The sequence below is a fragment of the Nocardioides litoris genome (genome assembly GCF_006346315.1).
GTDB lineage: Bacteria > Actinomycetota > Actinomycetes > Propionibacteriales > Nocardioidaceae > Nocardioides > Nocardioides litoris.
This window is the reverse complement of sequence record NZ_VDMR01000007.1, coordinates 1-26,462: the sequence shown is the minus strand read 5'-3', so window position 1 is coordinate 26,462 and position 26,462 is coordinate 1. Positions and strand designations below refer to the sequence as shown.

General features: G+C 73.5%; 29 protein-coding genes. 15 read left to right on the top strand and 14 right to left on the bottom strand.

Annotation, left to right across the window (positions count from 1 at the left end):
* Positions 1–572: 572 nt before the first annotated feature.
* The 5 genes from FJQ57_RS17905 (at position 573) to FJQ57_RS17885 (ending at position 4,342) form a co-directional block, all read left to right on the top strand.
* Positions 573–1,427, top strand: a complete 855-nt coding sequence (locus FJQ57_RS17905; protein ID WP_139982968.1) for a hypothetical protein — start codon at positions 573–575, stop codon at positions 1,425–1,427.
* Positions 1,424–1,759: a helix-turn-helix domain-containing protein gene (locus FJQ57_RS17900; RefSeq protein ID WP_211349087.1), complete on the top strand. Its 336-nt coding sequence runs from the start codon at positions 1,424–1,426 to the stop codon at positions 1,757–1,759. Before FJQ57_RS17905 ends, FJQ57_RS17900 begins: the two co-directional genes overlap by 4 nt.
* A 91-nt stretch (positions 1,760–1,850) precedes the next feature.
* Complete coding sequence (locus FJQ57_RS23065; protein ID WP_211349085.1) at positions 1,851–2,984, top strand: tyrosine-type recombinase/integrase; 1,134 nt, start codon at positions 1,851–1,853, stop codon at positions 2,982–2,984.
* 85 nt (positions 2,985–3,069) lie between these two features.
* Positions 3,070–3,840: a hypothetical protein gene (locus FJQ57_RS17890; RefSeq protein ID WP_139982966.1), complete on the top strand. Its 771-nt coding sequence runs from the start codon at positions 3,070–3,072 to the stop codon at positions 3,838–3,840.
* Entirely contained in the window at positions 3,827–4,342 is a 516-nt protein-coding gene (locus tag FJQ57_RS17885) for a type II toxin-antitoxin system VapC family toxin (RefSeq protein WP_139982964.1), read from the top strand. The genes FJQ57_RS17890 and FJQ57_RS17885 overlap by 14 nt, the downstream gene beginning before the upstream one ends.
* Positions 4,343–4,362: 20 nt before the next feature.
* On the opposite strand, the gene ychF is transcribed toward FJQ57_RS17885, so the two are convergent.
* Complete coding sequence (gene ychF, locus FJQ57_RS17880; RefSeq protein ID WP_139982963.1) at positions 4,363–5,439, bottom strand: redox-regulated ATPase YchF; 1,077 nt, start codon at positions 5,437–5,439, stop codon at positions 4,363–4,365.
* A 153-nt stretch (positions 5,440–5,592) separates the two neighbouring features.
* On the opposite strand from ychF, the gene FJQ57_RS17875 reads away from it, so the two are divergent.
* From FJQ57_RS17875 to FJQ57_RS17855, 5 genes are all read left to right on the top strand, one after another.
* Positions 5,593–7,704, top strand: a complete 2,112-nt coding sequence (locus tag FJQ57_RS17875) for a BTAD domain-containing putative transcriptional regulator (protein ID WP_139982961.1) — start codon at positions 5,593–5,595, stop codon at positions 7,702–7,704.
* Positions 7,705–7,765: 61 nt separating this feature from the next.
* On the top strand, positions 7,766–8,587 hold the full coding sequence (locus FJQ57_RS17870; protein WP_139982959.1) for an exodeoxyribonuclease III: 822 nt from the start codon (positions 7,766–7,768) through the stop codon (positions 8,585–8,587).
* A complete protein-coding gene (locus tag FJQ57_RS17865; protein WP_139982957.1) occupies positions 8,584–10,140 on the top strand; it encodes an EAL domain-containing protein in 1,557 nt (518 codons plus the stop codon). Before FJQ57_RS17870 ends, FJQ57_RS17865 begins: the two co-directional genes overlap by 4 nt.
* Positions 10,141–10,188: 48 nt before the next feature.
* A complete protein-coding gene (locus FJQ57_RS17860; protein WP_139982955.1) occupies positions 10,189–11,346 on the top strand; it encodes a DNA recombination protein RmuC in 1,158 nt (385 codons plus the stop codon).
* Positions 11,343–11,783: a DUF6542 domain-containing protein gene (locus FJQ57_RS17855; protein WP_246081889.1), complete on the top strand. Its 441-nt coding sequence runs from the start codon at positions 11,343–11,345 to the stop codon at positions 11,781–11,783. Before FJQ57_RS17860 ends, FJQ57_RS17855 begins: the two co-directional genes overlap by 4 nt.
* 51 nt (positions 11,784–11,834) lie before the next feature.
* On the opposite strand, the gene FJQ57_RS17850 is transcribed toward FJQ57_RS17855, so the two are convergent.
* Positions 11,835–12,635, bottom strand: a complete 801-nt coding sequence (locus tag FJQ57_RS17850; protein ID WP_170219492.1) for a MerR family transcriptional regulator — start codon at positions 12,633–12,635, stop codon at positions 11,835–11,837.
* 53 nt (positions 12,636–12,688) lie between these two features.
* Between FJQ57_RS17850 and FJQ57_RS17845 the strand changes: the two genes are divergently transcribed.
* Together FJQ57_RS17845 and FJQ57_RS17840 are read left to right on the top strand one after the other, a co-directional pair.
* A complete protein-coding gene (locus tag FJQ57_RS17845) occupies positions 12,689–14,557 on the top strand; it encodes a hypothetical protein (protein WP_139982950.1) in 1,869 nt (622 codons plus the stop codon).
* On the top strand, positions 14,554–14,736 hold the full coding sequence (locus tag FJQ57_RS17840; protein ID WP_139982948.1) for a hypothetical protein: 183 nt from the start codon (positions 14,554–14,556) through the stop codon (positions 14,734–14,736). The genes FJQ57_RS17845 and FJQ57_RS17840 overlap by 4 nt, the downstream gene beginning before the upstream one ends.
* 7 nt (positions 14,737–14,743) lie before the next feature.
* Here FJQ57_RS17840 and FJQ57_RS17835 read toward each other — a convergent pair whose 3' ends face one another.
* Complete coding sequence (locus tag FJQ57_RS17835; protein ID WP_139982946.1) at positions 14,744–15,364, bottom strand: L-threonylcarbamoyladenylate synthase; 621 nt, start codon at positions 15,362–15,364, stop codon at positions 14,744–14,746.
* Between the two features lie 158 nt (positions 15,365–15,522).
* On the opposite strand from FJQ57_RS17835, the gene FJQ57_RS17830 reads away from it, so the two are divergent.
* Positions 15,523–16,506 (top strand): glycosyltransferase family 2 protein, encoded by a 984-nt coding sequence (locus FJQ57_RS17830; RefSeq protein ID WP_139982944.1) that lies wholly within the window; start codon positions 15,523–15,525, stop codon positions 16,504–16,506.
* Positions 16,503–16,916: a GtrA family protein gene (locus FJQ57_RS17825; protein WP_139982984.1), complete on the top strand. Its 414-nt coding sequence runs from the start codon at positions 16,503–16,505 to the stop codon at positions 16,914–16,916. Before FJQ57_RS17830 ends, FJQ57_RS17825 begins: the two co-directional genes overlap by 4 nt.
* Before the next feature lie 43 nt (positions 16,917–16,959).
* Here FJQ57_RS17825 and FJQ57_RS17820 read toward each other — a convergent pair whose 3' ends face one another.
* The gene (locus FJQ57_RS17820; RefSeq protein WP_139982942.1) at positions 16,960–17,985 is read right to left on the bottom strand and encodes a 4-hydroxy-3-methylbut-2-enyl diphosphate reductase; all 1,026 of its coding nucleotides are present in this window, start codon (positions 17,983–17,985) and stop codon (positions 16,960–16,962) included.
* 40 nt (positions 17,986–18,025) lie between these two features.
* Between FJQ57_RS17820 and FJQ57_RS17815 the strand changes: the two genes are divergently transcribed.
* The gene (locus tag FJQ57_RS17815; protein ID WP_139982940.1) at positions 18,026–19,012 is read left to right on the top strand and encodes a ketopantoate reductase family protein; all 987 of its coding nucleotides are present in this window, start codon (positions 18,026–18,028) and stop codon (positions 19,010–19,012) included.
* Here FJQ57_RS17815 and FJQ57_RS17810 read toward each other — a convergent pair.
* The 10 genes from FJQ57_RS17810 to FJQ57_RS17765 form a co-directional block, all read right to left on the bottom strand.
* Positions 18,994–20,277 carry a hypothetical protein gene (locus tag FJQ57_RS17810; protein WP_139982938.1) on the bottom strand — a complete coding sequence of 428 codons (1,284 nt, stop codon included), beginning with the start codon at positions 20,275–20,277 and terminating at the stop codon, positions 18,994–18,996. The two genes, FJQ57_RS17815 and FJQ57_RS17810, sit on opposite strands and share 19 nt — an antisense overlap.
* Positions 20,274–20,798, bottom strand: coding sequence for a SigE family RNA polymerase sigma factor (locus tag FJQ57_RS17805; protein ID WP_211349083.1), 525 nt, complete (start codon positions 20,796–20,798; stop codon positions 20,274–20,276). The genes FJQ57_RS17810 and FJQ57_RS17805 overlap by 4 nt, the downstream gene beginning before the upstream one ends.
* Before the next feature lie 165 nt (positions 20,799–20,963).
* Positions 20,964–21,572 carry a 50S ribosomal protein L17 gene (gene rplQ, locus FJQ57_RS17800; RefSeq protein ID WP_139982937.1) on the bottom strand — a complete coding sequence of 203 codons (609 nt, stop codon included), beginning with the start codon at positions 21,570–21,572 and terminating at the stop codon, positions 20,964–20,966.
* Between the two features lie 299 nt (positions 21,573–21,871).
* Entirely contained in the window at positions 21,872–22,888 is a 1,017-nt protein-coding gene (locus FJQ57_RS17795) for a DNA-directed RNA polymerase subunit alpha (RefSeq protein WP_139982935.1), read from the bottom strand.
* A 115-nt stretch (positions 22,889–23,003) separates the two neighbouring features.
* The gene (gene rpsD / locus FJQ57_RS17790) at positions 23,004–23,612 is read right to left on the bottom strand and encodes a 30S ribosomal protein S4 (RefSeq protein WP_139982933.1); all 609 of its coding nucleotides are present in this window, start codon (positions 23,610–23,612) and stop codon (positions 23,004–23,006) included.
* A gap of 29 nt (positions 23,613–23,641) precedes the next feature.
* Entirely contained in the window at positions 23,642–24,046 is a 405-nt protein-coding gene (rpsK, locus tag FJQ57_RS17785; RefSeq protein ID WP_139982931.1) for a 30S ribosomal protein S11, read from the bottom strand.
* Positions 24,047–24,114: 68 nt separating this feature from the next.
* Positions 24,115–24,492 (bottom strand): 30S ribosomal protein S13, encoded by a 378-nt coding sequence (rpsM, locus tag FJQ57_RS17780; RefSeq protein WP_139982929.1) that lies wholly within the window; start codon positions 24,490–24,492, stop codon positions 24,115–24,117.
* Between the two features lie 167 nt (positions 24,493–24,659).
* Positions 24,660–24,773 carry a 50S ribosomal protein L36 gene (gene rpmJ, locus FJQ57_RS17775; RefSeq protein ID WP_004008316.1) on the bottom strand — a complete coding sequence of 38 codons (114 nt, stop codon included), beginning with the start codon at positions 24,771–24,773 and terminating at the stop codon, positions 24,660–24,662.
* A 51-nt stretch (positions 24,774–24,824) separates the two neighbouring features.
* Positions 24,825–25,046 (bottom strand): translation initiation factor IF-1, encoded by a 222-nt coding sequence (gene infA / locus FJQ57_RS17770; protein ID WP_136569982.1) that lies wholly within the window; start codon positions 25,044–25,046, stop codon positions 24,825–24,827.
* 287 nt (positions 25,047–25,333) lie between these two features.
* Entirely contained in the window at positions 25,334–26,368 is a 1,035-nt protein-coding gene (locus FJQ57_RS17765; RefSeq protein ID WP_139982927.1) for an LLM class flavin-dependent oxidoreductase, read from the bottom strand.
* Positions 26,369–26,462: the final 94 nt, after the last annotated feature.

Genomic DNA, 26,462 nt, shown 5'->3' with positions numbered 1-26,462 from the left:
CCTCGCGGCACGCGGTGCGGGCCATTCGGCGCCGCGCCCTCGGGCCAGCCGAACGCGGACTGACCCGTCAGCGACCTAGGGCTGCGTCCAGCGCCCCGCCCCTCGGCGTCGGCTGCCGGGTGAGGCCTCGGCCAGGAAGCGCACCCTGACGGATACGGCGACCGCCCACGCCTCCTCGCGGCCCACACCACAAGGCGCCGCCGCCGACCAATGAGGCCAACTCCCCCGAGGGTGGCCCACGGGGCCGACCAGGTGCGCCACCGCACGCCGCGCGAGTCCGCCCACCCCTCTCGATCCACCCCGCTGCCCGGCCTTGGAGTCACCGCCGGGCGCCGCACCTCGGGCGCCGTCCGCGACAACTGCTTCTTCGTGCTCGTCTCAGGGTCGTGGGCCCCTGACCTGGGCTTTCTAGACCCAGGCCCCCGGGGGCAGTCCACCAGACCCCCCGTTCGACAGGCGCGCCATCCCGCCGATCGCGCCTCTCGGTGCCCGGTGGCTGTCGGTGCCGGGGCACATGCTGCGGTCTGCGCCGGAGCCGACGGCGCGATCTGCAACCAGACCCGGAGAACCCGATGACCCACCTCGCCCTCGTCCCGCCCGCCAACCCCACGCCGACCGGACGCGCCACGCACCCGCCCTCGACCCGCCGGTCCGCCGGACACCAGGTCCAGACGTATGACGCGTCTGGAACCAACCCCTTCCGCAACGCCCCCCTCGCCGCGGTCCGTGACGGGTTCCACCGGCCCCACGGGACCCGGGCCGGCGCGGCCCGGACCCGCTGGTCCGAGTGCCCCAACACCGACCACTACCGCCTGAACCTTGACACCGGCCAGCTCATCAAGGCCTACTGCAAGCGGCTCACCTGCCCCTCCTGCATCGTGCCCCGCGCCATCGGCGTCGGCCAGGCCATCGCGCTGGCCGAGCCCAGCCACATGGTCACCGTCACCCAGCTCGGCAACGAGTGGACCACGATCCACGCCGGCATGCGCAAGTTCACCGCCCGCCTGCGGCGCCTCGGGACGGACGCTCAGTTCGCCTACCACGTGGAGCCGTTCGCCAACGGCCTGAACAGCCACGCCCACCTCTGGTGGCGCGGCGCCGCGCCCGACGCCGACACCGTGTCCAAGGCGACCCGCGCGGCCGGCATCGGCTGGCACCACATGGTCTCCCCCGCGCCCGACCCCACCGAGCACTACCGGGTCCCCAGCCACGAGTACGGCCTCAAGCTCGTCCTCGACGACCGTCCCGAGGACCCCAGCGAGCTCTGGCCGGGGGCGCAGACCTACCTGGCCATGAACGGCAACCGGCTGGTGCACACTACCCGCGGATTCTGGCTCGACGCCGCCGGGAGCCCGTGCACCCTGGCCCGCGCCCAGTCCGACGCCCGCGGCCACCGCCGCGGCCAGTGGGTCTCGGTGGCGGCGTGACCACCCGTCTCGCCGGCGGGGCCAAGGCCGGCCAGACCCGCCTGGCTCCCGCGCCCGCGCGCGCGATGGAGACCTCCAACAACTCCAACAACGGCCCCCAGGAGCCGCGCATCGGCACCCTGCTGACCACGAAGGAGGTCGCCCTCCGCTGCAAGGTCCCCGAGCCCACGGTGCGGTACTGGCGCTTGACCCACACCGGCCCTGAGGGCTTCATGGTGGGACGGCACGTTTGGTACCCCGAGGAGGTCGTCGAGACCTGGCTGAACCAGCAGCGGGAGAACGACCAGCTCCGGCGGGCCAGTCGCCGCCGCGGCGATCTGCACGCCTGCTGATGCTCGGCGCCGGCCGGGTGGACCGACAGGGACACCCGGCCCGCGGAGCCACCGCCGCCACCCACAGCAAGACCACGAGGAGCGCCAGGCCATGCCCATCAGCGTCAACATCAAGAAGCGGAACGTCGGGAACGAGGAGAAGCCCGTCTACCGCTACCGCCTGCGTTGGCGCGACGAGACCGGGCGCGAGCACTCTCGCCACTTCAAGTTGCTGAGTGACGCCACCAGGTTCAGGGACGAGCTGATCTCGGCCAGCACCAGCGGCACCTACGTGGACCCCCGGAGCGGCAAGGTGACCTTCGCCGTGTACTTCGCCGACCTGCTCACACGCCGCGTGTACGCCGACGGCACCGTGAAGGCCATGACGTTGGCCGCGGCCGGCGTTCCTTTCGCCGATGCGCCGTTGGCCAGCATCAAGCCCGTCCACGTCGAACGTTGGGTGTCCTCCATGCACGGGCACCTGGCGCCCGGCACCGTGCGGACCCGCCTGCACAACATCCGCACCGTGTTCAAGGCCGCCGTCAGGGACAAGCGCATCGCGGCCGACCCGACCGCCGGCGTGCGAATCCCACCGGCGCCCACCAGCCGCGATCTGGTCATCCCGACCCCCCGCCAGGTCGCCGCCGTCATCGGGGCGGCCGACCCATCGACCGCCATCTTCCTGGCCCTCTGCGCCTTCGCTGGCCTTCGGCTCGGGGAAGCCGCGGCACTAGAAGTGGGCGACCTCGACCTCCAGGCCGGCATCGTTCGTGTGCGTCGTCAGGTGCAGCGCGCCGGCGCCGGCAAGGTGGAGATCAAGGCCCCGAAGTACAACAGCAAGCGCGAGGTCGCCATCCCCCCCGAGCTGACGACCATGCTCGGCGACCACATCGCCACACTGCCTCCGGCGGCCCGCGGCCTGCTGTTCCCCAACACCGATGGCGAGCCCGTCCACCAGAACACCATTGGCCACCGGTGGCGCCGAGCGGCCGCGGCGGCCGGTCTCACCGGGGTACGGCTGCACGACCTGCGGCATTTCTACGCGAGCGGCCTCATCGCCGCGGGCTGCGACGTGGCCACCGTGCAGCAAGCCCTCGGGCACAAGAGCCTCACCACCACACTGAACACCTACACCCACCTCTGGCCGCGGGCGGACGAGCGCGCCCGCGCGGCCTCGGCCCAGCTGATCGCCGACGTGCTGGGCCGCTCCGCCAACACCAACGTGATCCGGCTGCCCGGGGCGTAGCGCCCGCCCGGAATACGCGCGGACCGCGCCCTGCGGGGGCGTAGAACAAGCCACCCGGTCCCGCCGACGGAGGCATGATGACGGGGTGGATGCCCTCGAGCTCACCGTCGACCCTGGGCGGCCGGCCAACGCCGGCCGGTTCTTCCAGCTCGGCCGGGACCTCATCGACCTGCTCGACGAGGTGTCCGACCTGCCGGTCGACTGGAAGGTCTCGGACCTCCGCACAGGGTCGGCCGTGGTCCGCCTGGAGCCGCCGGCAGACCGCGCGAGCGAGGCACGCCACCTACGACTGGTCGTCGTCTCCCTCGCCGCCGCCGAGGCAGGTCGACCGATGCCAGGCGGCTGGACACCCGACGCCGTCCGCGCCGCCTACCGGTTCGCCGAGCACGGCCAGGCCTCCGGCACCGACGAGGCCTGGACGGCACCACGACTCCGGCTGGTCAGCATCGACCAGCCTGGCCCCGAGGTCGACCTGACCCCGACCCTGGTCGAGGCCCTCGCCGTCGCGCAGCCCTTCGAGCGGGACATGCCCGGCTCGGTACGCGGGGAACTGGTCGGCGTCAACGTCTCGCGCGGCAACCGCGCCTCCCTGCGCCTGCCCACCAAGCGCGTCGTGCGGGTCGGGTTCCCGAACAGCCTGCGCGACAAGATGAAGGACGCGCTGCTACAGCCCGTCGAGGTCACCGGCGTCCTGCACCAGGACGGCGACGGGCGCATCTTCAAGGTCAGGGCCTCGGACGTGGTCCCATTGCGCCAGGCCACGGCCCGTTGGGTCGACCTGCTCGGGATCGACCCCGACTACCTCGACGGCATGACGGCCGACGAGTGGTTGGAGGCCGGCCGTGGGGAGGCCTGAGCCGATCAACTCGGCGCTCCTCGATGCGTCCGCGCTCCTCGGGGTCATCACGGGCGACCCAGCCTTCCGCTGCCTTCACCCGCTGCTCGACGCCGTCGACCGGGGCGAGGTCACCCTCGTCGAGTCAACCGCGATCCTCACCGAGGTCCTGCCGCGCCACCGCCACGACGACACCCGACGCGCCCTCGCCCGCAAGACCCTCAGCGAGCTCCTGGAGAGCCCCAAGACGCGCCTGGTCGACGTGAGCCCGGCCGTCGCCCGCAAGGCCGGAGACCTTCGGACAGCCCACAGCCTCAAGACCTGGGACGCGATCCACCTCGCCACCGCCATCCTTGCCCGCGTCGACGTGCTGGTCGTGCGGGACAACAAGTTCCCCGCCGGCGACTACGAAGGGGTGTGGGTCACGGGGCCGTTCGACCTCGACGACGACAAGCTGTTCAGCGGGTTGGGCGACGCCCGTGCGGACTCTGCGCGGACTCCGCCTCCCTCAACCGGCCCCTGACCTGCGGGAACGAGGCAGCTTCACACGTTGAAGCGGAACTCGACCACGTCGCCGTCGGCCATCACGTAGTCCTTGCCCTCCATGCGCACCCGGCCGGCCTCGCGGGCCTTGAGCAGCGAGCCGTGCTCGACCAGGTCGTCGAAGGAGACGACCTCGGCCTTGATGAACCCCTTCTGGAAGTCGGTGTGGATGACGCCGGCGGCCTCGGGGGCGGTCGAGCCCTTGCGGATGGTCCAGGCGCGCGTCTCCTTGGGCCCGGCGGTCAGGTAGGTCTGCAGCCCGAGGGTGTCGAAGCCGACCCGGGCCAGGGTCTCGAGCCCGGGCTCCTCGACGCCCATCTCGGTGAGCATCTCGCGCGCCTCCTCCTCGTCGTCGAGCTCGACGAGCTCGGCCTCGAGCTTGGCGTCGAGGAAGATCGCCTCGGACGGCGCGACGAGGCCGCGCATGCGGTCCTTGAGCTCCTCGTCGGCCAGCTCGTCGGAGTCGCAGTTGAAGACGTAGATGAAGGGCTTGGCCGTCAGCAGTGAGAGCTCGCGCAGCAGCGACCGGTCGATCGAAGTGGCGATGATCGGGGTGCCGGCCTCCAGCGCCTCCTGCGCCTCCTTCGCGGCCGCGAGGTTGGCGGCGAGCTCCTTGACCTTGCGCGCCTCCTTCTCCAGGCGGACCACGGCCTTCTCGACGGTCTCGAGGTCGGCGAGGATGAGCTCGGTCTGGATGGTGGAGATGTCGTTGCCGGGGTTGACCTCGCCGTCGACGTGGGTCACGTCCTCGTCGCGGAAGACGCGGGTGACCTGGCAGATCGCGGCCGACTCGCGGATGTGGGCCAGGAACTTGTTGCCCAGGCCCTCGCCCTGCGAGGCGCCGCGCACGATGCCGGCGATGTCGACGAACTCGACCGTCGCGGGCAGCAGCTTGGCCGAGTCGTAGATCTTCGCCAGGACGGGCAGCCGCTCGTCGGGCACGCCCACGACGCCGACGTTGGGCTCGATCGTGGCGAACGGGTAGTTGGCCGCGAGGACGTCGTTCTTGGTCAGGGCGTTGAAGAGGGTGGACTTGCCGGCGTTGGGCAGTCCGACGATGCCGATGGTGAGAGCCACGGGCCGCGAGTCTACGGCCGCGGGACACCGCCGCCCCCATCGCCGTACGCCGTCCGCGCGGGTCGGAGCCCGCCGCGGAGGCCTCCCCGGCGCGGCCTGGCTCCCCTACCCTGAGCCGGGGGCCGCACGACCCCACCCACCCCTGGGACGACCATGACCTCGAGCGCGTTGGAGCGGGCAGTCGCCGACGGCGACGGCGCCGCCGTGCTCGCCGTCGTCACCGCCGAGACCGACGAGACGCTGCGCCCGGGCGAGTCCGCACTGCTCGCCCGCGCCGCGGCGCTGCTCGCCCCCGACGGCGGGCCGCTGCCCACCGGCCTGGCCTGGCGGCTGGGCTACGCGCTGCACCAGGCCGGCAGCTTCGCCGACGCGCTGGCGACGTACGACCGGGCCGGCGACACCGAGGCCCACCCGGTCGACACCGCCTACCTGCTCGCGAGCAGGGCTTCCTCGCTGTGGGCGACCGGTGACGCCGCTGGCAGCCGCGCGACCGCCGACGCCGCGCTCGCCGCCGCCCTGTCCTGCGGGGACGACGCGGCCCTGGCCGCGGCCTGGGTCGCCCAGGCGCTGGTGAGCGTGCTCGAGGGCGACCTCGACGCCAACCTGGTGGCCTACGAGAAGGGCCTCGCCGCGGCCGAGCGCGCCGGCGACGTGCTGACCCAGGCCCGCATCCACAACAACCTCGGGTCGCGCGGCAACAGCGAGGGCCGGTACGGCGAGGCGCTGGTGCACCTCGACCGGGCGATCGCCCTGGCCGAGTCGGTGGCCGCGCCGCCGCCGGTGCGGGCGCTCAGCCTGGTCACCCGCGCAGAGTCGCTGCTGGGGCTCGGCCGGGTGGAGGAGTGCTTGGCCGAGCTGCACCTGGCCCGGGCGCTGACCCGCTCCTCCGAGAGCCCGCTGCTGGGCCTGGCCGTGGTCGCGATCGGCGACGCCAACCGGCTCTGCGGCAACGCGACGCAGGCCGCCCTGGCCTACCGCGAGGCCCTGGCCGTGGCCGAGCGCACCGGCAACGCCCAGGTCGCGGTCCCGGCGCTGTCCGGCCTCGCCCGGGCCTTGGTCGTCGACGACGTCGACGAGGCGCAGGGCCTGGTCAAGCGGGCCCTCGACCAGCCCGCGGCGGTGGGCCAGGTCGACCCGCTGCTGGCCGCGGGCTGGGTGTGCCTGGCCACCGGTGACGGCGAGGCGGCCGGGGAGTTCTCCCGCCTCGCCGTCCGCGAGGCAGGGCGCCGGCACGACTCCCGCGGCCTCGCCGAGGCGCTGGAGCTGCAGTCGCTCCTGCTGGCGGGGCCGCGCGCGGTCGACCTGCTCGACGAGGCCGGCACCCTGTGGCGCAGCGCGGCCAACGCCGTCGGCCTGGCCACCAACCAGGTCCTGCGAGCCCGTGCCACCGGCGACACGGTCCTCGAGCAGGCGGCGCGCCGCCGGCTGCGGGCGCTCGGCGTCCGCGACGACGCGACCCGCATCGCCGGCCCCCTGCAGGTGCTCGGCCACGCCGAGCGGGCGCGGGTGCACATCCGCACCCTGGGCGCGTTCGCGGTGCTGTGCGACGGCGAGCCCGTGCCGGCCTCGGCGTGGCAGTCGCGCAAGTCGCGCGACGCCCTGAAGATCCTGGCCGGCCGGCGGGGACGCCCGATCACCCGCGACGCCCTGGCCGACCACCTCTGGCCCGGGGCCGACGGCACCGGCAACCGGCTCTCGGTGGTCCTCTCGACGCTGCGCTCGGTCCTCGACCCGGCCAAGGCCCACCCCTCCGACCACTTCCTGCGGGCCGACCGCGAGTCGGTGCGCCTCGACACCGACCACGTCGAGGTCGACGCGGTCGTCTTCAGCCAGACCGCAGCCGCCGCGCTCGCCGCCCGGCGGCGCGGCGGGCCCGGCCACACCGAGGAGGTGGTCGGCGAGCTCGAGCGGGCGGCGGCGATGTACACCGGGCACTTCCTCGAGGACGACCCCTACAGCGACTTCACCGTCGACGTGCGCGACGAGCTGCTGGCCCTGGCCCTCGACGTCAAGCGCGAGCTGGCCGCCGCCCTGCGCGAGCGCGGCGAGCAGCAGCGGGCCATCCCGTGGCTGGTCGGGCTCATCGCCGACGACCCCTACGACGAGCCGTCGCACCACCACCTGGTGACCGCGCTGCACGAGGCCCGCCGCCACGGCGAGGCCCGCCGCGCCTACCGGGCCTACGCCGCCCGGATGCGCGAGATCGGCACCGCCGCCGAGCCGCCGGAGGCGCTGCTCGGGCCGGTCCGTCACCCGGGCGGGTGACCGTCGTCTCGCCTTGAGGTTTTCTTGAGAGTCCGGCGCCCGGCCTGCCTAGGCTGGCCCGGTGCGCCTGGCCACCTGGAACGTCAACTCCCTGCGCGCCCGCATCGGGCGCGTCGAGGCGTTCCTCGAGCGCCACGACGTCGACGTCCTGGCGGTCCAGGAGACCAAGGCCCGCGAGGACCAGCTGCCGCTGATGGGCCTGCAGTCGATGGGCTACGACGTCGCGGCCGTCGGCCACAGCCAGTGGAACGGCGTCGCGATCATCAGCCGGGTCGGCCTCGACGACGTCGCCGAGGGCTTCCCCGACATGCCGCCCTGGGGCGAGCCCGCCGTGGCCGAGGCGCGCGCGGTCGGCGCGACCTGCGGCGGCGTCCGGGTCTGGTCGCTCTACGTGCCCAACGGCCGGGCCGTCGGCGACCCGCACTACGCCTACAAGCTCGAGTGGCTGGCCCGGTTGCGCGACGCCGCCGTCGCGTGGGCCACCGGACCCGACGCCCTCCCGACCGCGCTGTGCGGCGACTGGAACATCGCGCCCCAGGACGACGACGTCTACGACATCGCCGCCTACGCCACCTCCACCCACGTGACCCCGCCGGAGCGGGCGGCCTTCCAGGCCTTCCTCGACGGCGGGTACGTCGACGTGGTGCGGCCGCACGCACCCGGCCCCGAGGTCTTCACCTACTGGGACTACTACCGGCAGCGCTTCGAGCGCAACCGGGGCATGCGCATCGACTTCGTGCTCGGGTCGCCCTCCCTCGCCGAGCGCACCTGTGCCGCCCGGATCGACCGCGAGGAGCGCGCGGGCACCGGCGCGTCCGACCACGCCCCGGTCATCGTCGACCTCGACGACCCGCCCGCACCGCCCGGGGAGCCGGCCGGATGAGCCGCGCCGAGCACCTGCTCGTGGAGGTGCTCACGGGGGCAGCCATCGAGATGCCGTGGCCCGAGGAGCACATCGAGGACTGGCTGGTCGACTACGCCTCGCGAGCGGTCGACGGCACGGTCTCGGTCGCCTCGACGCCGGCCCCGGCACCCGCCCTGAGCCTGCTCTTCGGCGACCAGCGCTACCTCGTCGCCGAGCCCGCCGGCCCGTCGTCGTACGCCGAGGCCGACCGGCGCATCCTGGCCGCCCTGACCACCATGGCCACCGCCTCGCGGCACGCGGCCCGCCGCGAGGCGCGGCTGCGGCGGGCGGCGCACGCCGACGACCTGACCGGGCTGTGGCACCCCAACCACTTCCGCGAGCTGCTCGAGGCCCTCGTCGAGGACCGCGGCTGCGAGACCATCGCGGTGCTCTTCCTCGACGTCGACCGGATGAAGCGGCTCAACGAGCACCTCGGCCACCTCGACGCCGACGAGGTCCTGCGCGAGCTCGGCGCCCGGCTGCGCTCCGACGTCTTCCCGCCCGGGTCGTTCGCGGGCCGCACCGGGGGCGACGAGTTCGCCGTCGCCGTCCGCCACGTCGACGACGAGGCCCACCTGCAGCGCATCCTCGCCGACCTGCGCGCGCTGGTCCGCGAGCCGGTGCAGGTGCGCCACCACGTCATCTCCGTCGAGGTCAGCGTCGGGGAGGCGCTGGCCCCGCCCGGACCGGCCGACGCCGAGCTGCTGCTGCGCACGGCGGAGCGGCGGATGCGCCAGCAGAAGCGGTCGCGGCGCCCCGACACCCTCCCGCCGCGGTGGTACGACGACCGCACGATCCTGCGCGACATGCTCGACCAGGGCCGGGTCGAGGTGGCCTACCAGCCGATGGTCGACCTGCGCAGCCGCGAGACGGCCGGCTACGAGGCGCTCGTGCGGGCCCGGCACGTCGAGCTCGGGCCGGTCTCGCCGCTGGTGCTGGTCGGCGCCGCGGCCAAGCTCCAGCTGCTCGACGAGCTCACCGAGGTCGTCGTCCAGCAGTCGCTGGAGGTGGCGAGCCGGGTCGCGGCCGACCGCGGCCGACCCGTCGGCCTGGCGGTCAACCTGGAGTTCGAGCAGCTGCGTGCCGACAGCCGGCTGCTCCGGTCGCTCCCGGCCCGCGTCGCGGGCACGGGGGTCGAGCTGGTCCTGGAGTTCTCCGAGCGCGGCGTCGCCCGCTGGACGCCGGCCCAGCGCGAGGTGGCCGCCGAGCTCGACGACGCCGGCATCGGCCTGGCCGTCGACGACTTCGGCACCGGCTACTCCGCCCTCGGCCTGCTCACGAGCTGGCACTGGGCGTGGGTCAAGGTCGACCGCGCCGTGGTCGCGGCCGCGGTGACCGAGGCCGGACGCACGGTGCTCGGCCACGTCGCGGACATGCTGGCCGACCTCGACCTGGTCGGCGTCGCCGAGGGCGTGGAGACCCGGGCCGAGCTGGAGGCCGTCGAGGCGGCCGGCCTGGCCCGGGCCCAGGGCACCTACTTCGCCGGGCCGGTGCCCGGCGCCGCGCTGCTGGAGCAGGCCGAGGACGGCTGACCCACGACGAGGGCCAGAACTGTCGGTGGTCTGCGCCACGCTCCTGCCATGGACCTCACCACCGCCCTCGTCCTGGCCCTCGGCGCGCTGCTCGGCCTCGCCGCCGGTCTCGCCGTGGGGTACGCCGCGGGCGTGCTGCGCGGGCGCGACGCGGCCGAGCGGGCCGCGGAGCGGGTGGCCGACCGGGTCGCCGACGACCGGGTGGGCGAGGCCCTGGGCCAGCAGGCCGTGGTGCGCGAGAGCCTGGAGCGGCTGCACGACCAGCTGCGCGACCTCGAGCACGGCCGGGTGTCGTGGCAGGGCCAGCTGCACCAGCAGGTGCTCGACATGCGTGCCTCCACCGACTCCCTGCGCCGCGAGACCCAGACCCTCACCACCGCGCTGCGGCGTCCGCAGGTGCGGGGCCGCTGGGGCGAGCTCCACCTGCGCCGGGCCGTGGAGCTCGCGGGCCTCGTGGAGCACTGCGACTTCTCCGAGCAGGCCCGGCTCGACGACGGGGCCCGCCGCCCCGACCTCGTCGTCCACCTCGCCGGCGGCTGCACGGTCGTGGTCGACGCCAAGGTGCCGCTCGACGCCTACCTCGACGCCACCGGCTGCGACGACGACGAGGAGCGCGCCGCCCACCTCGCCCGGCACGCCCGCCAGCTGCGCCAGCACGTCGACCTCCTCTCCGGCAAGGCCTACTGGCGCTCGCAGGAGGGCTCGGCGGAGTTCGTGGTGCTCTTCGTGCCCGCCGAGTCGTTCCTGGCCGCGGCCCTCGACGCCGACGCCTCCCTGCTCGAGCACGCCGCCACCCGCGACGTCGTGGTGGCCACCCCGACCACCCTCATCGCGCTCCTGCGCACCATCAGCCACGGCTGGCGCCACGAGGCGCTCAGCGCCCGGGCCGACGAGGTCCACCGGCTGGGCCGCGAGCTGCACGCCCGGCTCGGCACCTTCGCGGGCCACCTCGACCGGCTGGGCCGCTCGCTCAACCAGGCGGCCGGCCACTACAACAGCGCGGTCGGGTCCCTGGAGTCGCGGGTGCTGGTGCAGGCCCGCCGCTTCGACGACCTGGGCGTGGTCACGGCCTCCGACGCCGACCTGCCCGCCCCGCGCCCGGTCGAGCTGCGGGCGGTCGAGCGCGACGAGACCCGACCCACCGGCCTCGCGCCCCGGCGCGCCGACGACCCGGGGCCGCCGCCCGCGCGTAGCGTGGAGGCGTGAGCCTGCCCGCCGCCCGCACCCTCTGGGAGGAGGGGCACGAGTCCGGCCGCGAGGTCGTCGCCCTCGGGGTCGCCCTCGCCCTCACCGTGGCCGCGGTCGACCTCCTCCTCACCGACCGGCTCGGGTTCCTCTTCGACCTCGGGTTCGTCGCGCTGTGCGTCGCGCTCGCCCTGGCCGTGCGCACCGAGGACTTCTTCACCGTCGGCGTGCTGCCGCCGCTGCTCATGCTGACCACGTTCCTGCTGCTGGCCATGTCGCGGGCCGAGGCGATCACCCGCACCGACGAGGGCACCTGGTCGGCCGTCCTCGCCGGGCTGGGCCGGCACAGCCTCACCCTGGTCCTGTCCTACGCGCTGGTCCTCGCCGTCCTCGTCGTACGCCGGCGGGTGGCGCAGGCCCGCGCCTTCGACCTCGAGCTGGCCGCCGCGGCCCGCTGACCGACCCGCTGACCGGCCCGCTGACCGACCCGCTCGCCGGCCGACCGCCGCTCAGCGGTCGCGCTGCCCCCGCCGCCGGCGGGTGCGCGCGGTCGGTCGGGCCAGCTGCTGGTCGAGCACCTCGGTGACGCGGGTCGACATGACCAGCTCGAAGGCGCCCACCAGCGCCTCGGTGGCCAGGCCGCGCACGTCGCGCAGCGCTCCCTCGACCTCGCTCCACCGCTCGGGAGGCTGGCCGGCCTCGACGAACGGCGTCCAGACCCGCTCGAGGAACAGGTCGAGGTAGAGCGTCGCGACGGCGTCGGCGTGGCGGCGCAGCTGCTCGATCGTGCCGAGCAGCTCGGTGGCGTCGAGGTCGAGCATGGTCATGGCCCGGTCGCCGGCGGCGAGGAGCTGGGGGCTGACCTCCTCCACGGTGCCGTCGCCGAGGTCGCGCAGCAGCCCGAGGTCGAGCGCCTTGTCGAGGACGGCCCCCGCCTCGTCGCCGCCCACGGCGAAGCGCTCCATCAGCTCCTCCACCGAGGTCAGCGACTCCGCGCGCTGGCCGAACAGGTCGGACACGGTGCGGGTGAAGTGCAGCAGGTCGGCGTCGGAGGCCGCCTGCTCGTCGAGCATCCGGGCGATGCTGGTCAGCTTCAGGCCCTGGCTCTGCAGGTCCTTGATGAGCTCGATCCGGGCCACGTGCCGCTCGTCGTAGAAGCCGGTGCGCCCGCGCACGGCGGGCGGTGGCAGCAGCTTGCGGGTCTGGTAGCTGCGCAGCGAGCGCACGGTGAGGCCGGTGCGCCGGCTCAGCTCCTCGATGGGGAAGCCGTCCTGGCCGCTGGCGGCCTCCGCCGACGTCTCCTCCGTCACACCACCACCGTAGAGGGTTGCCACGATTGCACCTCGGACGGTTACATCAGAGCATGTCATCGTCCAGCGGAGTCGTCAGCACCATCGCACCGGCCGTGCCGTTGGTGGAGTCGCGCCCCGCCGGCGGCGCGCCGCTCGCCGAGGCGCTGGGCGCCACCGCCGCGGTGGTGGCCGTCAGCGTCGTCCTGGGGTGGGTGCTGCTCGCCCACCGCAGCGGCCGCATCCAGGTGCTCGACCGGGCCATGGCCCGGCTCGAGCGCACCGAGGGCCTGCGCGGCGTGGCCGGCTGGGCCAGCCTGTCGCTGATGGTGGCGATGGTCAGCCTCATCACCGCGCTGCTCGGCATGTACTGGGACATCGCCCTGCACATCAGCGTCGGCCGCGACGAGGGCCCGCTGGCCAACCCCGCGCACTACCCGATCCTCATCGGCCTCTACGGCCTGTCCGCCGCCGGGGCGCTGGCCTGCGCGCTCCCCCGCGGCGACCAGGCCGGCCCGGCCGCGATCCGCGTCTCCCGCGAGTGGCGGATGCCGGTCGGCGGCGTCCTGCTGACCGGTGCCGGCGGCTACGCCCTGCTCGGCTTCCCGCTCGACGACGTCTGGCACCGCATCTTCGGCCAGGACGTCACGCTTTGGGGCCCGACCCACCTCATGCTCATCGGCGGCGCGGGCCTGTCCCTCATCGCGATGGCCGTGCTCTTCGAGGAGGGCGTCATCCGCTCCGCCCGTCCGACCCGCTCGCTGCTGCGCCGCCAGTGGCTGCAGCGCGTCGGCATCACCGGCGGCCTGCTCATCGGCCTCTCGGTCTTCCAGGCCGAGTTCGACTTCGGCGTGCCGCAGTTCCGCCTCGTCCTCCAGCCGCTGCTCATCGCCGTCGCCGCGGGCATCGCCCTGGTCACGGCCCGGCTGTGGATCGGCCGCGGCGGCGCGGTCGCGACGGTCGGCTTCTACCTCGTGGTCCGCGGCGGCGTCTCCGTCGTCGTCGGCCCGGCCGTGCTGGGCAACCTGTGGTCGGCCGTGCCGCTCTACCTGGCCGAGGCGGTCATCGTCGAGGTCGTCGCCCACAAGCTCGAGCGCCGCCCGCTGCTCCTGGCCACCGTGTCCGGCGTCCTCATCGGCACCGTCGGCTTCGCCGTCGAGGGCCTGTGGACCAACCTCTTCTTCCGGCTGCCCTGGACCCTCGACATCGCCTGGGAGGGCGCGGCCATGGCCGTCACCGGCGGCACCTGCGGCGCCCTCATCGGTGCCCTGCTGGCCCGGGGGCTCCAGCGCCGCCTCCCCCGTACGGCGACCCGTCGGCTCGTCTTCGGCCTCGGCCTGCTCGGCATCACCGCGGCCGTGGTCAACGGCCTCGTCATCACCCGCCCCACGGGACTGGAGGCCGACGTCACCGTCGCCGCCCCCACCGACGGCCCCGAGGGCAGGAGCGCGCTGCGCCTGGAGTTCGACCGGCCGCCGCTGGCCGGCGAGGCGACCTGGCTCGACGTGACCGCCTGGCAGGGCGGCACCAAGCAGGGCCTGGTCGTCGAGGAGCTGCGCCAGGTCAGCCCGACGGTCTTCGAGACCACCGAGCCGGTCCCCGTCGGCGGCACGTGGAAGACCCTCGTGCGGCTGCACGACGGCCGCGACCTCTCGGCCATGCCGATCTACCTGCCGGAGGACCCCGCCCTCGGCGAGCCCGTCCTCGCCGCGCAGGACGACACCCGCACCTTCGGCGACGAGAAGAAGATCCTGCAGCGCGAGCTCAAGGACGACGTGGCGATGTGGCTGTGGACCGTGGCCGGCCTCGTCGTCCTCGCCTGCTCGGTCGTGCTGGTCCTCGCCCTCGGCTGGGGCGTGAGCCGCTGGGACCGCCTCGGCGGCGCGGCGCGCCTCGACGACCCGGCCGACGACCCGGCCCCCTCGTACAAGGAGCCGGTGTGAGCGCCGTGCCGCTCCACCTCGGGGCCTTCCACACCTACGAGTGGGTGCTGTTCCTGCTGCTCGCCATCGGGCCGTTCGTCGGCCTCGCGGTGACCATCGTCCTCGTCCGGCGCCGGGAGGCGCGCGAGGACGCCGAGGCGGCCCGCACCGAGGACCGCGAGCCGACCCCGGCCTCCTGAGCGCGGCTCATCCGAACCGGTCGGGGTCACCCGCGCCGCGGCGCACGACCTCGGGAGCACCGGAGGACCAGTCGACCACGGTGGTCGGCTCGTCCCCGGTCTCGCCGGCCTCGACGACGAGGTCGACCTGGTGGTCGAGCTCCTCCTTGACCTCCCAGCCCATCGTGCGCGGCTCGGTCTCGCCGGGCAGGATCAGCGAGCTGCTGAGCAGCGGCTCGCCGAGCGCATGGAGCAGCTCGCGGACGAACGTGTGGTCCGGGATCCGCACGCCGACGGTCTTCTTCTTCGGGTGCAGCAGCCGCTTGGGCACCTCCGGCATCGCCGGGAGGATGAACGTGTAGGGGCCCGGGGTCGCCGACCGGATCGAGCGGAACGCCGCGTTGTCGACGTGGACGAGCTGCCCGAGCTGGCTGAAGTCCTTGCAGACCAGGGTGAAGTGGTGCCGCTCGTCCAGGCCGCGGATGCGCAGGATCCGGTCGCGTCCGTCGCGGTTGCCGATCCGGGAGCCGAGCGCGTAGCCGGAGTCGGTCGGGTAGGCGATGAGTGCGTCGTCCTGCAGGGCGTCGACGACCTGCTGCACCAGCCGCGGCTGGGGGTTGTCGGGGTGGATGTCGACGTACCGGGCCATGGCCCCATCCTCCCCCTCGCCGTCGACGCGCGCTCGCTCCTTCCGGGTGCGCCGGATTCCCAGCGTCCACCCAGGTGGGGCACAGTGATCCCGCCGGGCAGGCCCGGTAGCAAGGACCCCGCACCACCGTCCCTGCCGCCCACCGAGAGGACCGCACCGTGGCCGACGACGACCACGCTCCCGACGAGGCGACGCGCTCGCGCCCCCTCGTCACCTACGTGCTGCCGGTCTACGACGAGGGCGAGGGCATCGAGACCTTCCACGCCGCCCTGGTCGAGGCCACCGCCGCCCGCCCCGACCTCGACCTCGAGTTCTGCTACGTCGACGACGGCAGCTCCGACGACTCCCTCGAGCGGCTGCTCAAGCTGCGCGGCGACGACGACCGGGTGACGGTGCTCAGCTTCTCGCGCAACTTCGGCCATCAGATCGCGGTCACCGCCGGCATGGACGCCGCCGGCGCCGCCGACGCCGTCATCGTGATGGACACCGACCTGCAGGACCCGCCGCAGGTCAGCCTGCAGATGCTGGAGATGTGGGAGGCCGGGGCCGACGTGGTCTTCGCCCAGCGGCGCAGCCGCCAGGACTCCCGCTTCAAGCGCGCCACCGCGTGGGGCTTCTACTGGCTGCTCGACCGGATGGCCGACACCGAGATCCCCCGCAACGTCGGCGACTTCCGGCTCATGGACCGCAAGGTCGTCGCCGCGGTCTCGCAGTACCGGGAGCAGGACCGCTTCCTGCGGGGCATCGTGGCCCACGTCGGGTTCCGGCAGGAGGCGCTGCTCTTCGACCGCGACCCGCGCTTCGCCGGCGAGACCGGCTACCCGCTCGCCAAGATGATCCGCTTCGCCGCCAGCGGCATCGTCGGGTTCTCCACCGCGCCGCTGCGCTGGATCTCGCGGCTCGGGTTCGCCATCTCGGCCTTCTCGCTGCTGCTCGCGGTCTACGTGCTCGGCGTACGCCTGTTCCGGCCGGAGGAGTCGGTGCCCGGCTGGGCGTTCCTCGGTGTCGGCATGTTCCTGCTCAGCGGCCTGCAGCTGATCATGATGGGCGTCATCGGCACCTACCTCGGCCGCGTGTACGTCGAGGCCAAGGACCGTCCGCTGTACGCCCTGGCCCTCACCGCCCGCGGGAGCCGGGGCTGAGGCCCTCGCTGCGCGGCCCGGAGGCGGTCGCGCTCGTCCGCTTCGCCGGCGTCGGGGTCGTCAACACGCTCCTCGACCTCGGCCTGTTCCTGCTGCTGCACGACGACCTGGGCATCGTGCTGGCCAACTTCGTCTCGACCAGCGCCGGGATGACCTCCAGCTTCGTGGTCAACGGCCTGTTCACCTTCGGGGCCGGCCGCCTCACCCTGCGCCACGCGCTGCTGTTCCTGGCCACCACCGGCACGGTGATGTGGCTCGTGCAGCCACTGGTCATCCACGCCCTCGACGCCGTGGTCGACCCGATCCTGGTCGTCAAGGTCCTGGCCATCGGCGCCTCGTTCGTCCTGAACTTCCTCGCCTACCGGTACGTCGTGTGGCGCCGGGTCTCCCCGGTCACCCCCGCCCGGTGACCAGGAGGGGCCGGCTCGTGCCCCGACGCGCTCGCCCGTCGAGCTACGCGTCGAGCTCGTCCCTCGCTCGCTGCTGCTCGGCGGCCTTCAGGTCGCGGCGGAGCTCCTTGGGCAGCGCGAAGACGAGCGATTCCTCGGCGGAGTGGACGGCCCGGGCCTCGGGGTAGCCGCGCTCGGCGAGGAAGTCGAGCACGCCCTCGACGAGCGACTCGGGCACCGAGGCGCCGGAGGTGACCGAGACGGTGGAGACGCCCTCGAGCCAGGCCTCGTCGACCTCGGAGACGTCGTCGACGCGGTAGGAGGCCTTGGCGCCGGCGTCGAGGGCGACCTCGACGAGGCGGACGGAGTTGGAGGAGTTGGCCGAGCCGACCACGATCACCAGGTCGGCGTCGCCGGAGATCTCGCGCACCGCGAGCTGGCGGTTCTGGGTGGCGTAGCAGATGTCGTCGCTGGGCGGGTCGATGAGCAGCGGGAAGCGCTCGCGGATCGCGGCCACGGTGGCCAGCGTCTCGTCGACCGACAGCGTGGTCTGGGAGAGCCAGGAGACGCGGGCGGGGTCGCGCACCACGATGCCGGGCACGTCCTCGGGGCCCTGCACGAGCTGGATGTGGTCGGGTGCCTCGCCGGCAGTGCCCTCGACCTCCTCGTGGCCCTCGTGGCCGATGAGGAGGATGTCGTAGTCCTCGGCGGCGAAGCGCTTGGCCTCGTGGTGGACCTTGGTCACCAGCGGGCACGTCGCGTCGATCGTCTTGAGGTCGCGCTCGGCGGCCTGGCGGTGCACCTCGGGCGAGACGCCGTGGGCGGAGAAGACCACCGTCGCGCCGGCCGGCACCTCCTCGACCTCCTCGACGAAGATCGCGCCGCGCGACTCGAGGTCGGCCACGACGTGCTTGTTGTGCACGATCTGCTTGCGCACGTAGACCGGGGCGCCGTACAGGTCGAGCGCCTTCTCCACCGTGACGACGGCGCGGTCGACGCCGGCGCAGTAGCCGCGCGGTGCGGCCAGCAGCACGGCCTTCTCGGCCTCCTCGGGCGTCAGGACCGGGGGCATGCCGACGTCGGTGCTCATGGGTCCGAGTCTACGGACGGGCCGCTGGTAGACAGGATTCGTGAGGTACGTCGTGATCGGGGCCGGCGCCATCGGCGGCGGCGTGGGCGGGCTGCTGCACCGGGCGGGGGTCGACACCACGCTCGTGGCCCGGGGCGACCACCTCGAGGTGCTGCGCGACGAGGGGCTCCGGCTCACGGTCGGCGCGGACGCCGAGGAGGTGCTCGACGTGCCCGCCGTGGGCCACCCGGGCGAGGCCCGCTGGGACGACGAGACGGTCGTGCTGCTCGCGGTGAAGTCGCAGCAGACCGCGGCCGCGCTGGCCGACCTGCTCCCCCACCTCGCACCGTCGACGCCCGTGGTCTCGCTGCAGAACGGCGTCGCCAACGAGCGCACGCTGCTGCGCCACGTCGAGCACGTCCACGCCGTCACGGTGATGATGCCCGCCAGCCACCTCGAGCCCGGCCGCGTCACCGTCCACTCCGCCGGCCGGCCCGGGCTCCTCGACATCGGCCGCTACCCCACGGGCGTCGACGACGTCGACCTGGCCGTCTCGGCCGACCTCGTGACGGCCGGCTTCGAGAGCGTGCCCCGGCCCGACGCGATGGCCTGGAAGCACCGCAAGCTGCTGATGAACCTCGGCAACGCCGTCGACGCCGCCTGCACGCCCGGCGACGCCGCTCAGGAGCTGGTGCGCCGCTGCCGGGCCGAGGGCGAGCAGGTGCTGGCCGCTGCCGGCGTCGCCGTCACCAGCCAGGACGACGACCTGGCCCGCCGCGGGCAGCTGCTGCGCCCGCTGGTCGACCGCGAGGGCGTCGGGTCGTCGTCGTGGCAGTCGGTGCAGCGCGGCACCGGCGACGTCGAGGCCGACCACCTCAACGGCGAGGTCGTCCTGCTCGGCCGGCTCCACGGCGTACCCGCCCCGGCCAACGAGCGGGCCCGGCGCACCGTCAACGACCTCGTCCGCCGGCAGGGCCCGCCGCGCTCGGTCGACGCGGCGAGCCTGCTGGCCGCGCTGGACGGCGGGGGTCAGTCGGCCCGCTCGTAGAACCCGACGGCCGCTCGAGCGCCGTCCGGCAACCGCGCCCCGCCCACGGCGCGGTAGCCCACCGTGGAGGCACCGACCGGCAGGTCCACGCGCGCCGTGGACGGGGCGGCGCTCGAGGTGGTGCCGGTCCGGCCGTCGACCGTCGGCGAGACCACCGCACGACCGGTGCGGGCGTTGACCACCAGCGCCAGCCGACGCCCGGGGCCCGGCGGCACGGCGGTGACCGCCTCCCGGTCGCCCACCTCGGGCGTCGCCGACGAGACCAGGCGCCAGACGTGGCCGTCGTGCTCCGTCGTGGCCGGCAGGCCCGACGGCCCGGCGTCGGCGACGTCGGTCACGTCGTAGACCGCGAGGCCGGCGCGGAGGTCGTCATCGAGGACCGACCCACCGTCGGCGGTGCGCACCCGCAGCCGCTGGCCGAGGTCCTCCCCGGGCGCGACGGCGTAGCTGATCGAGCCCGACGCGGCGACGTCGACCGCGGTGCCGTCGCTGCAGCCGCTGGAGACGAAGCCGCCGCTGGTGAGGGAGTCCACGGCGACCTCGGCGTCGGCCGGGCCGTCGGCGCAGAAGGACACCACGGTCACCTCGCGCACCCCGGGGACGGAGCGGAGCGCGAGGCCGAGCGTGTCCTGGCCGGGGTCGCCGATGACGGCGCCGAGCAGCCGGCCGCCGAGGGCACGGTCCCGGAAGGTCCTCCCCCCGGCCGTCACGCCGGCGGGTCGCTGGTCCCCGAGCTCGTAGACGGCGAGGGCCACCCGTCCCTCGGGCACCTCGGCGACCAGCTGGTCCTCCTGCGCGGGGTCGACGCTGGTCCAGTCGGTGAAGTCCGAGCCGTCGGCGACGAGGGGCCAGGAGCCGTCACCCGACGGCAGCTCGACCCGGTCGGCGTCGGAGGACGCCCAGGAGACGAGCCGGGGTCCCGAGGTCTCGGTCAGGTCGAGCCGCGCCACCCCGTCGCCGCTCGCCACGTCGACCAGCCGGTACTCGTAGCCGAGCGAGGTCATCGTCGCGGGCACGTCGACGCCGAAGACCGTCGCGCCGGCCGGCGCGGGGGCCGCGGAGTCCTGCCGCGGCAGCAGCACGGCCGTGACCCCGGCGGCCACCACGACGGCGAGGGCAGCGGCGCCCGTGGCGGCTCGGCGGCGGCGTACGACGCGGATGCGGTCGTGCACGCCGCGCCGGCGCTCGGCGGGCCCGGGCGCCGCCGACCCCGCCTCGTCGGCGTGCCGGGCGAGGCTCGCGCGCAGGTCGTCGATGCCGGTCATCGGGCCTCCTCCGGGGTCGTGGGGTCGGTCTGCCCGGCCAGCGCGGGATCGACGCGCAGCTTGGCCAGGGCCTTGCTGGTCTGGGACTTCACGGTGCCGACGCTGCAGCCCAGGAGGTCGGCGGTCTGGGCCTCGGTGAGGTCCTCGAAGTAGCGCAGCACCACCACGGCGCGCTGCCGCCTCGGCAGCCGGTCCATGGCGGCCCACAGGTCCTCGCCGGTGGCGACGGCGTCGGTGCGGTCGGCCTCGCCCTGCTCGGGCAGCACCTCGGTGGCCTGCTCGCCGTGCCACCGGCGCCGCCACCAGGAGCGGTAGGTGTTGACGACGATCTTGCGGACGTAGGCCTCGGGCTCGCCGTGCACCCGGCCCCAGGCGAACCAGGCCTTGGCCAGCGACGTCTGCAGGAGGTCCTCGGCCAGCTGGTGGTCGCGGGTCAGCAGGTACGCCGTGCGCAGCAGCGCCCCGGACCGGGCGGCGACGAAGTCGTCGAAGTCCGCCCGGCGGCCCGGTCCGTCGGCCACGGTCCCGCCTCTCGTGATCACCCCCAGGGGCGCCGTCTCGGTGCTCACACCCGTCCCACCGCCTGGCGCCGGTCGATGGTTGCCCGGATCGCTGCGACGTGGCAGGACGCGACGAGGCCCCGTCACCGGTGGGGTGACGGGGCCTCGCGGGGTCGTGCTGGGCGGTCAGGCCTTCGGCTCGTCCGTCCCGCTCGTGGGCTCGCCCACGGGCTCCTCCTCGGCGACGACGCTGCCCTCGGGCGACGCCTCCTCGCTGAGCTCGGTCGGGGCGTCGGTGGCCTCGGCCTCGGTCGCGTCGGCCTCGGTCGCGTCAGCCGGGGTCTCCTCGACGGCGGGCTCCTCCGCGGCGGGCGCGGCGGTCGTGGCCGGGGCGGCCTTGGTGGCCCGGGTCTTCGGCGCGTAGGCCTCGGTCACCAGCTCGATGACGGCCATGGGGGCGTTGTCGCCCTTGCGGGGGCCGAGCTTGGTGATGCGGGTGTAGCCGCCGGGACGCTCGGCGAAGGTCGGGGCGATCTCGGTGAACAGGACGTGCACGACGCCCTTGTCCCGGACGGTCTTGAGGACCTCGCGGCGCTGGTGCAGCGGGTTCTCGCCCTTGTGCGCCTTGACGGCCTTGGTGATCAGCTTCTCGGCGTGGGGACGCAGGGTGCGCGCCTTGGCCTCGGTGGTCGTGATCCGGCCGTGCTCGAAGAGCTGGGTGGCCAGGTTGGACAGGATGAGGCGCTGGTGCGCCGGGCTGCCGCCGAGGCGGGCGCCCTTCTTCGGTGCGGGCATCGAGCTTCTCGATTCCCCCCGGCCGTACGAGGTACCGGGGCTAGAGGTGGTGGTGCAGGGATTCGTGGTGGTGCGGGCGGGCGGTGTGGTCTCGAGACGGTTGCCAGCGCAACCTCCTCGACCACCGTCCGCTGACGTCAGCGACGGGTGCCAACCGCAAGCGGCTGGCCAACCCGACGCCGTACCAGGCGGACCGCCCAGCGCGGCAGCGCGGCGACCTGCGTGGCGCCGCCGCTACCCACCCGACCAGACGTCAGGTGGCGGCGGCGACACGGAGGTCGACGCGCTCGCGCCAATGATCAGTACTGCTCGTCCTCGACGAACGCGTCGTCGTCGTCGTCGCCGTACGCCGCGAGGGCGGCGTGCGGGTCGAAGCCGGGCGCGCTGTCCTTGAGGGACAGGCCCATCTCGACCAGCTTGGCCTTGACCTCGTCGATCGACTTGGCGCCGAAGTTGCGGATGTCGAGCAGGTCCTGCTCCGAGCGGGAGATGAGCTCACCCACGGTGTGGATGCCCTCGCGCTTGAGGCAGTTGTAGGACCGGACCGTCAGCTGCAGGTCCTCGACCGGGAGGGCGAGGTCGGCGGCCAGCTGCTCGTCGACGGGCGAGGGACCGATGTCGATGCCCTCGGCCTCGACGTTGAGCTCGCGGGCCAGGCCGAAGAGCTCGACGAGGGTCTTGCCGGCCGAGGCGATGGCGTCGCGGGGCAGGATCGACGGCTTGGTCTCGACGTCGATGATGAGCTTGTCGAAGTCGGTGCGCTGCTCGACTCGGGTGGCCTCGATCTTGTAGGTCACCTTGAGCACGGGGCTGTAGATCGAGTCGACGGGCATCCGGCCGATCTCGTTGTCGGCGCCCTTGTTCTGCACCGCGGAGACGTAGCCGCGGCCGCGCTCGACGACGAGCTCCATCTCCAGCTTGCCCTTGTCGGACAGGGTGGCGATCTTGAGGTCGGGGTTGTGGACCTCGACGCCGGCCGGCGGAGCGATGTCGGCGGCGGTGACGTCACCGGCACCCGACTTGCGCAGGTACATGGTCACCGGCTCGTCGTGCTCGGAGGAGACGACCAGGTGCTTGAGGTTGAGGATGATCTCGGTGACGTCCTCCTTGACGCCCTCGACCGTGGAGAACTCGTGCAGCACCGTGTCGACCTTGATGCTGGTGACGGAGGCTCCGGGGATGGAGGAGAGCAGCGTGCGACGCAGCGAGTTGCCGAGCGTGTAGCCGAAGCCGGGCTCGAGGGGCTCGATGACGAAGCGGCTGCGGAAGTCGCCGACGGTCTCTTCCGACAGGGTGGGGCGCTGTGCGATGAGCACTTGATTCGTTCCTTCCCGGGCCGACCGCTATATGACGGCCCAGATGTGCAGGTGTGCCGGAGGGTGGAAGGGCGGTCCGCCGCACGACGGCTGTCGTGCGGCGGACCGGTGTGGATCACTTCTTGGAGTAGTACTCCACGATGAGCTGCTCCTGGATCGGCAGGTCGATCTGCGCCCGGACCGGGACGGAGTGCACGAGGACGCGCATCCGCTCGGGGAGCACCTGCAGCCAGGCGGGGACGATCCGCTCGCCGTGGGTCTCGCGGGCGACGATGAACGGCGTCATCTCGAGCGACTTCTCGCGCACGTCGATGATGTCGTACTGCGTGACCTGGAAGGACGGGATGTCGACCTTCTTGCCGTTGACCAGGAAGTGGCCGTGGACGACCAGCTGCCGGGCGTGGCGGCGCGTGCGGGCGAACCCGGCGCGGTAGACCACGTTGTCGAGGCGGCACTCGAGCAGCTGCAGCAGGTTGTCACCGGTCTTGCCGGTGCGGCGCGCGGCCTCGACGTAGTAGTTGAAGAACTGGCGCTCCATCACGCCGTAGGTGAAGCGGGCCTTCTGCTTCTCCTGCAGCTGCGTGCGGTACTCGCTCTCCTTCATCCGCGCGCGGCCGTGCATGCCGGGCGGGTAGGGGCGCTTCTCGAAGGCGGCGTCGCCGCCGACCAGGTCGACACCGAGACGGCGCGACTTGCGGGTCATGGGACCGGTGTAGCGGGCCATGGGTCAGTCTCCTGTTCTGTCTCGGTGGGTCAGACGCGCCGGCGCTTGGGCGGGCGGCAGCCGTTGTGCGGGGCGGGCGTGACGTCCTGGATGGTGCCGACCTCGAGGCCGATCGCACCCAGGGAGCGGATCGCCGTCTCGCGGCCCGAGCCCGGGCCCTTGACGAAGACGTCGATCTTCTTCATGCCGTGCTCCATCGCCCGGCGACCGGCGGCCTCGGCGGCCATCTGCGCGGCGTACGGCGTGGACTTGCGCGAGCCCTTGAAGCCGACGGTGCCGGCAGAGGCCCACGAGATCACGGCCCCGGTGGGGTCGGTGATCGTGACGATCGTGTTGTTGAACGTGCTCTTGATGTGGGCCTCGCCCTGAGCGACGTTCTTCTTCTCCTTGCGGCGGACCTTCTTGGCCGCGCCCGCACGAGCCTTGGGAGGCATCGGTTATCTCCTTGCTGAGCTGGTCTGTGAGTGAGGAAGGCGTGACGTCGGCGCGTGGGCGCGCAGCGTCACTTGGCCTTCTTCTTGCCGGCGACCGTGCGCTTGGGACCCTTGCGGGTGCGGGCGTTGGTCTTGGTGCGCTGGCCGCGGACCGGGAGGCCCTGGCGGTGCCGGCGACCCTGGTAGCTGCCGATCTCGATCTTGCGACGGATGTCGGCCTGGACCTCACGACGGAGGTCACCCTCGATCTTGAACTCGAGGCGCTCGATCTCGTCACGGAGCTTGACCAGCTCGTCGTCACCGAGCTGGTGGACCCGCATGTCGGGGTCGACGCCGGTGAGCTCGAGGAGCTGCTGGGAGCGGGTACGGCCGATGCCGTAGATGTAGGTGAGCGCGATCTCGATGCGCTTGTCGCGCGGGAGGTCGACGCCGACGAGGCGTGCCATGTCTGGCCTTTCTGGATCTGCAGCGGTGTGGTCGTGATGCGTCCGGCGGGTCCTGCTGCCGGCTCCGGCCGTCTGCTCCGGAGGTGCTTCAGCGGCCCGGGGGCCGCCTAGCGATCACGTGGTGTGGGTGTTCAGTTGTGGGTGGTGCGGGGGCGCAGCGGCGGGGCTCAGCCCTGGCGCTGCTTGTGGCGCGGGTTCTCGCAGATGACCATGACGCGGCCGTGGCGACGGATCACCTTGCACTTGTCACAGATCGGCTTGACGCTCGGGTTGACCTTCACGAGTCAGCCCTTTCTTCTCGGGTGGCTGGCGGCCGCGCGTGCGCGCGGCCGTTACTTGTAGCGGTAGACGATGCGACCCCGAGAGAGGTCGTACGGCGAGAGCTCCACCACCACGCGGTCCTCGGGGAGGATCCGGATGTAGTGCTGGCGCATCTTGCCGCTGATGTGCGCGAGGACCTTGTGGCCGTTGCTGAGCTCGACCCGGAACATCGCGTTGGGGAGGGCCTCCACGACGGTGCCCTCGATCTCGATCACGCCTTCTTTCTTCGGCATGTCCTCACTTCTGATCGCATTGGTTGTCTCCCGGTCGGCCCGGGAACCTGGGGTGCGGCGCACCCCTGGACCTCGTGCAGCCGTCTCGTGGCCTCATACCTCGGGGCACGTGCTGGGGCCTGTCCGGTCTCCCGGGGCGAGGCGTCCAGCGGTGTGGTCCCGAGCAGCCGCGAGGCGCGCGAAACAGACCCACGTTGGGCCGACACGCCAGCATACGATCCCCGGCGACCGAACCACGAATCGTGGTACACGGTCGCCCGGGCCCGCGGCGGGGTGGCGGCCGGCGCTCAGGCGGCCAGCAGCCGCAGCGTCTCCTCGCGCGTGGGCGCGGTGCCCGGCTCGGTGCCGACGTGCGCGCCGGCCACCGGGTGCAGCATCACCTCGTCGACGCCGTACGACGCCGCGAGCTCCTCGACCCGGGCGCGGGCGCCGGCGGGGTCGCCGACGACCCACCGCTCGCTCATCGCGTCGACGACGTGCTGCTCCTGGGCGGTGAGCTCGTGCTTCTCTGCCTCCTCGACCAGCTCCTGCGCGGCGAGCGGGCGGCCGGTGCGCAGGGCGAGCATCGTCAGCTGGTTGGGCAGGGCCCGGCGGCGGGCCTCCTCCTCGCTGGGGGCGACGACGACGTTGAGGGTCAGGAAGGTCCGCGGCTCGGCGAGCAGCGCGGAGGGCCGGAAGGTCGACCGGTACAGCTCGAGCGCCTCGGCCGTGCCCTGCCCGGAGAAGTGGTGGGCGAAGACGTAGGGCAGGCCCTTCTCCCCCGCCAGGCGCGCGGAGTAGTCGCTGCTGCCGAGGAGCCACGGCACCGGGACGCTGGTCGCGCGGGGCGTGGCGTGCAGCTCGTGGGTGCGGCCCTGGACGGCGATGCCCACGCCGCCCGCGTCCATCATGGCGAGCAGGTCGTCGACGTACTCGGGGAAGCGCGAGACCGCCTCGTCGCTCACCCCGCCGGCGCCGTGGCGCAGGGCCCACGACGTCACCGGGTCGGTGCCAGGGGCGCGACCGATGCCGAGGTCGATGCGGCCGGGGTGGGCGGCCTCGAGCAGCGCGAACTGCTCGGCCACGACCAGCGGGGCGTGGTTGGGCAGCATCATGCCGCCGCTGCCGACCCGGATCCGCTCGGTGGCGCCCGCGATCATCGCGATCAGCACGGGCGGGTTGGTGGCCGCCACGGCCGGCATGTTGTGGTGCTCGGCCACCCAGTAGCGGGTCAGGCCGAGCTCGTCGGCGACGCGGGCCAGGTCGAGCGAGGCCCGGACGGCGTCACCGCTCGTCTGGTCGGAGCGGACGGGCACGAGGTCGAGCACGGAGAGGTCGGTCATCGTGGGGGTGAACGCACGGACGGGCGCCCGCCGTCCGCGGGGGGGCGGGCGGGGGGGGAGGGGGTGGGGGCGGGGGGTGATGAGCGCGCCGGCG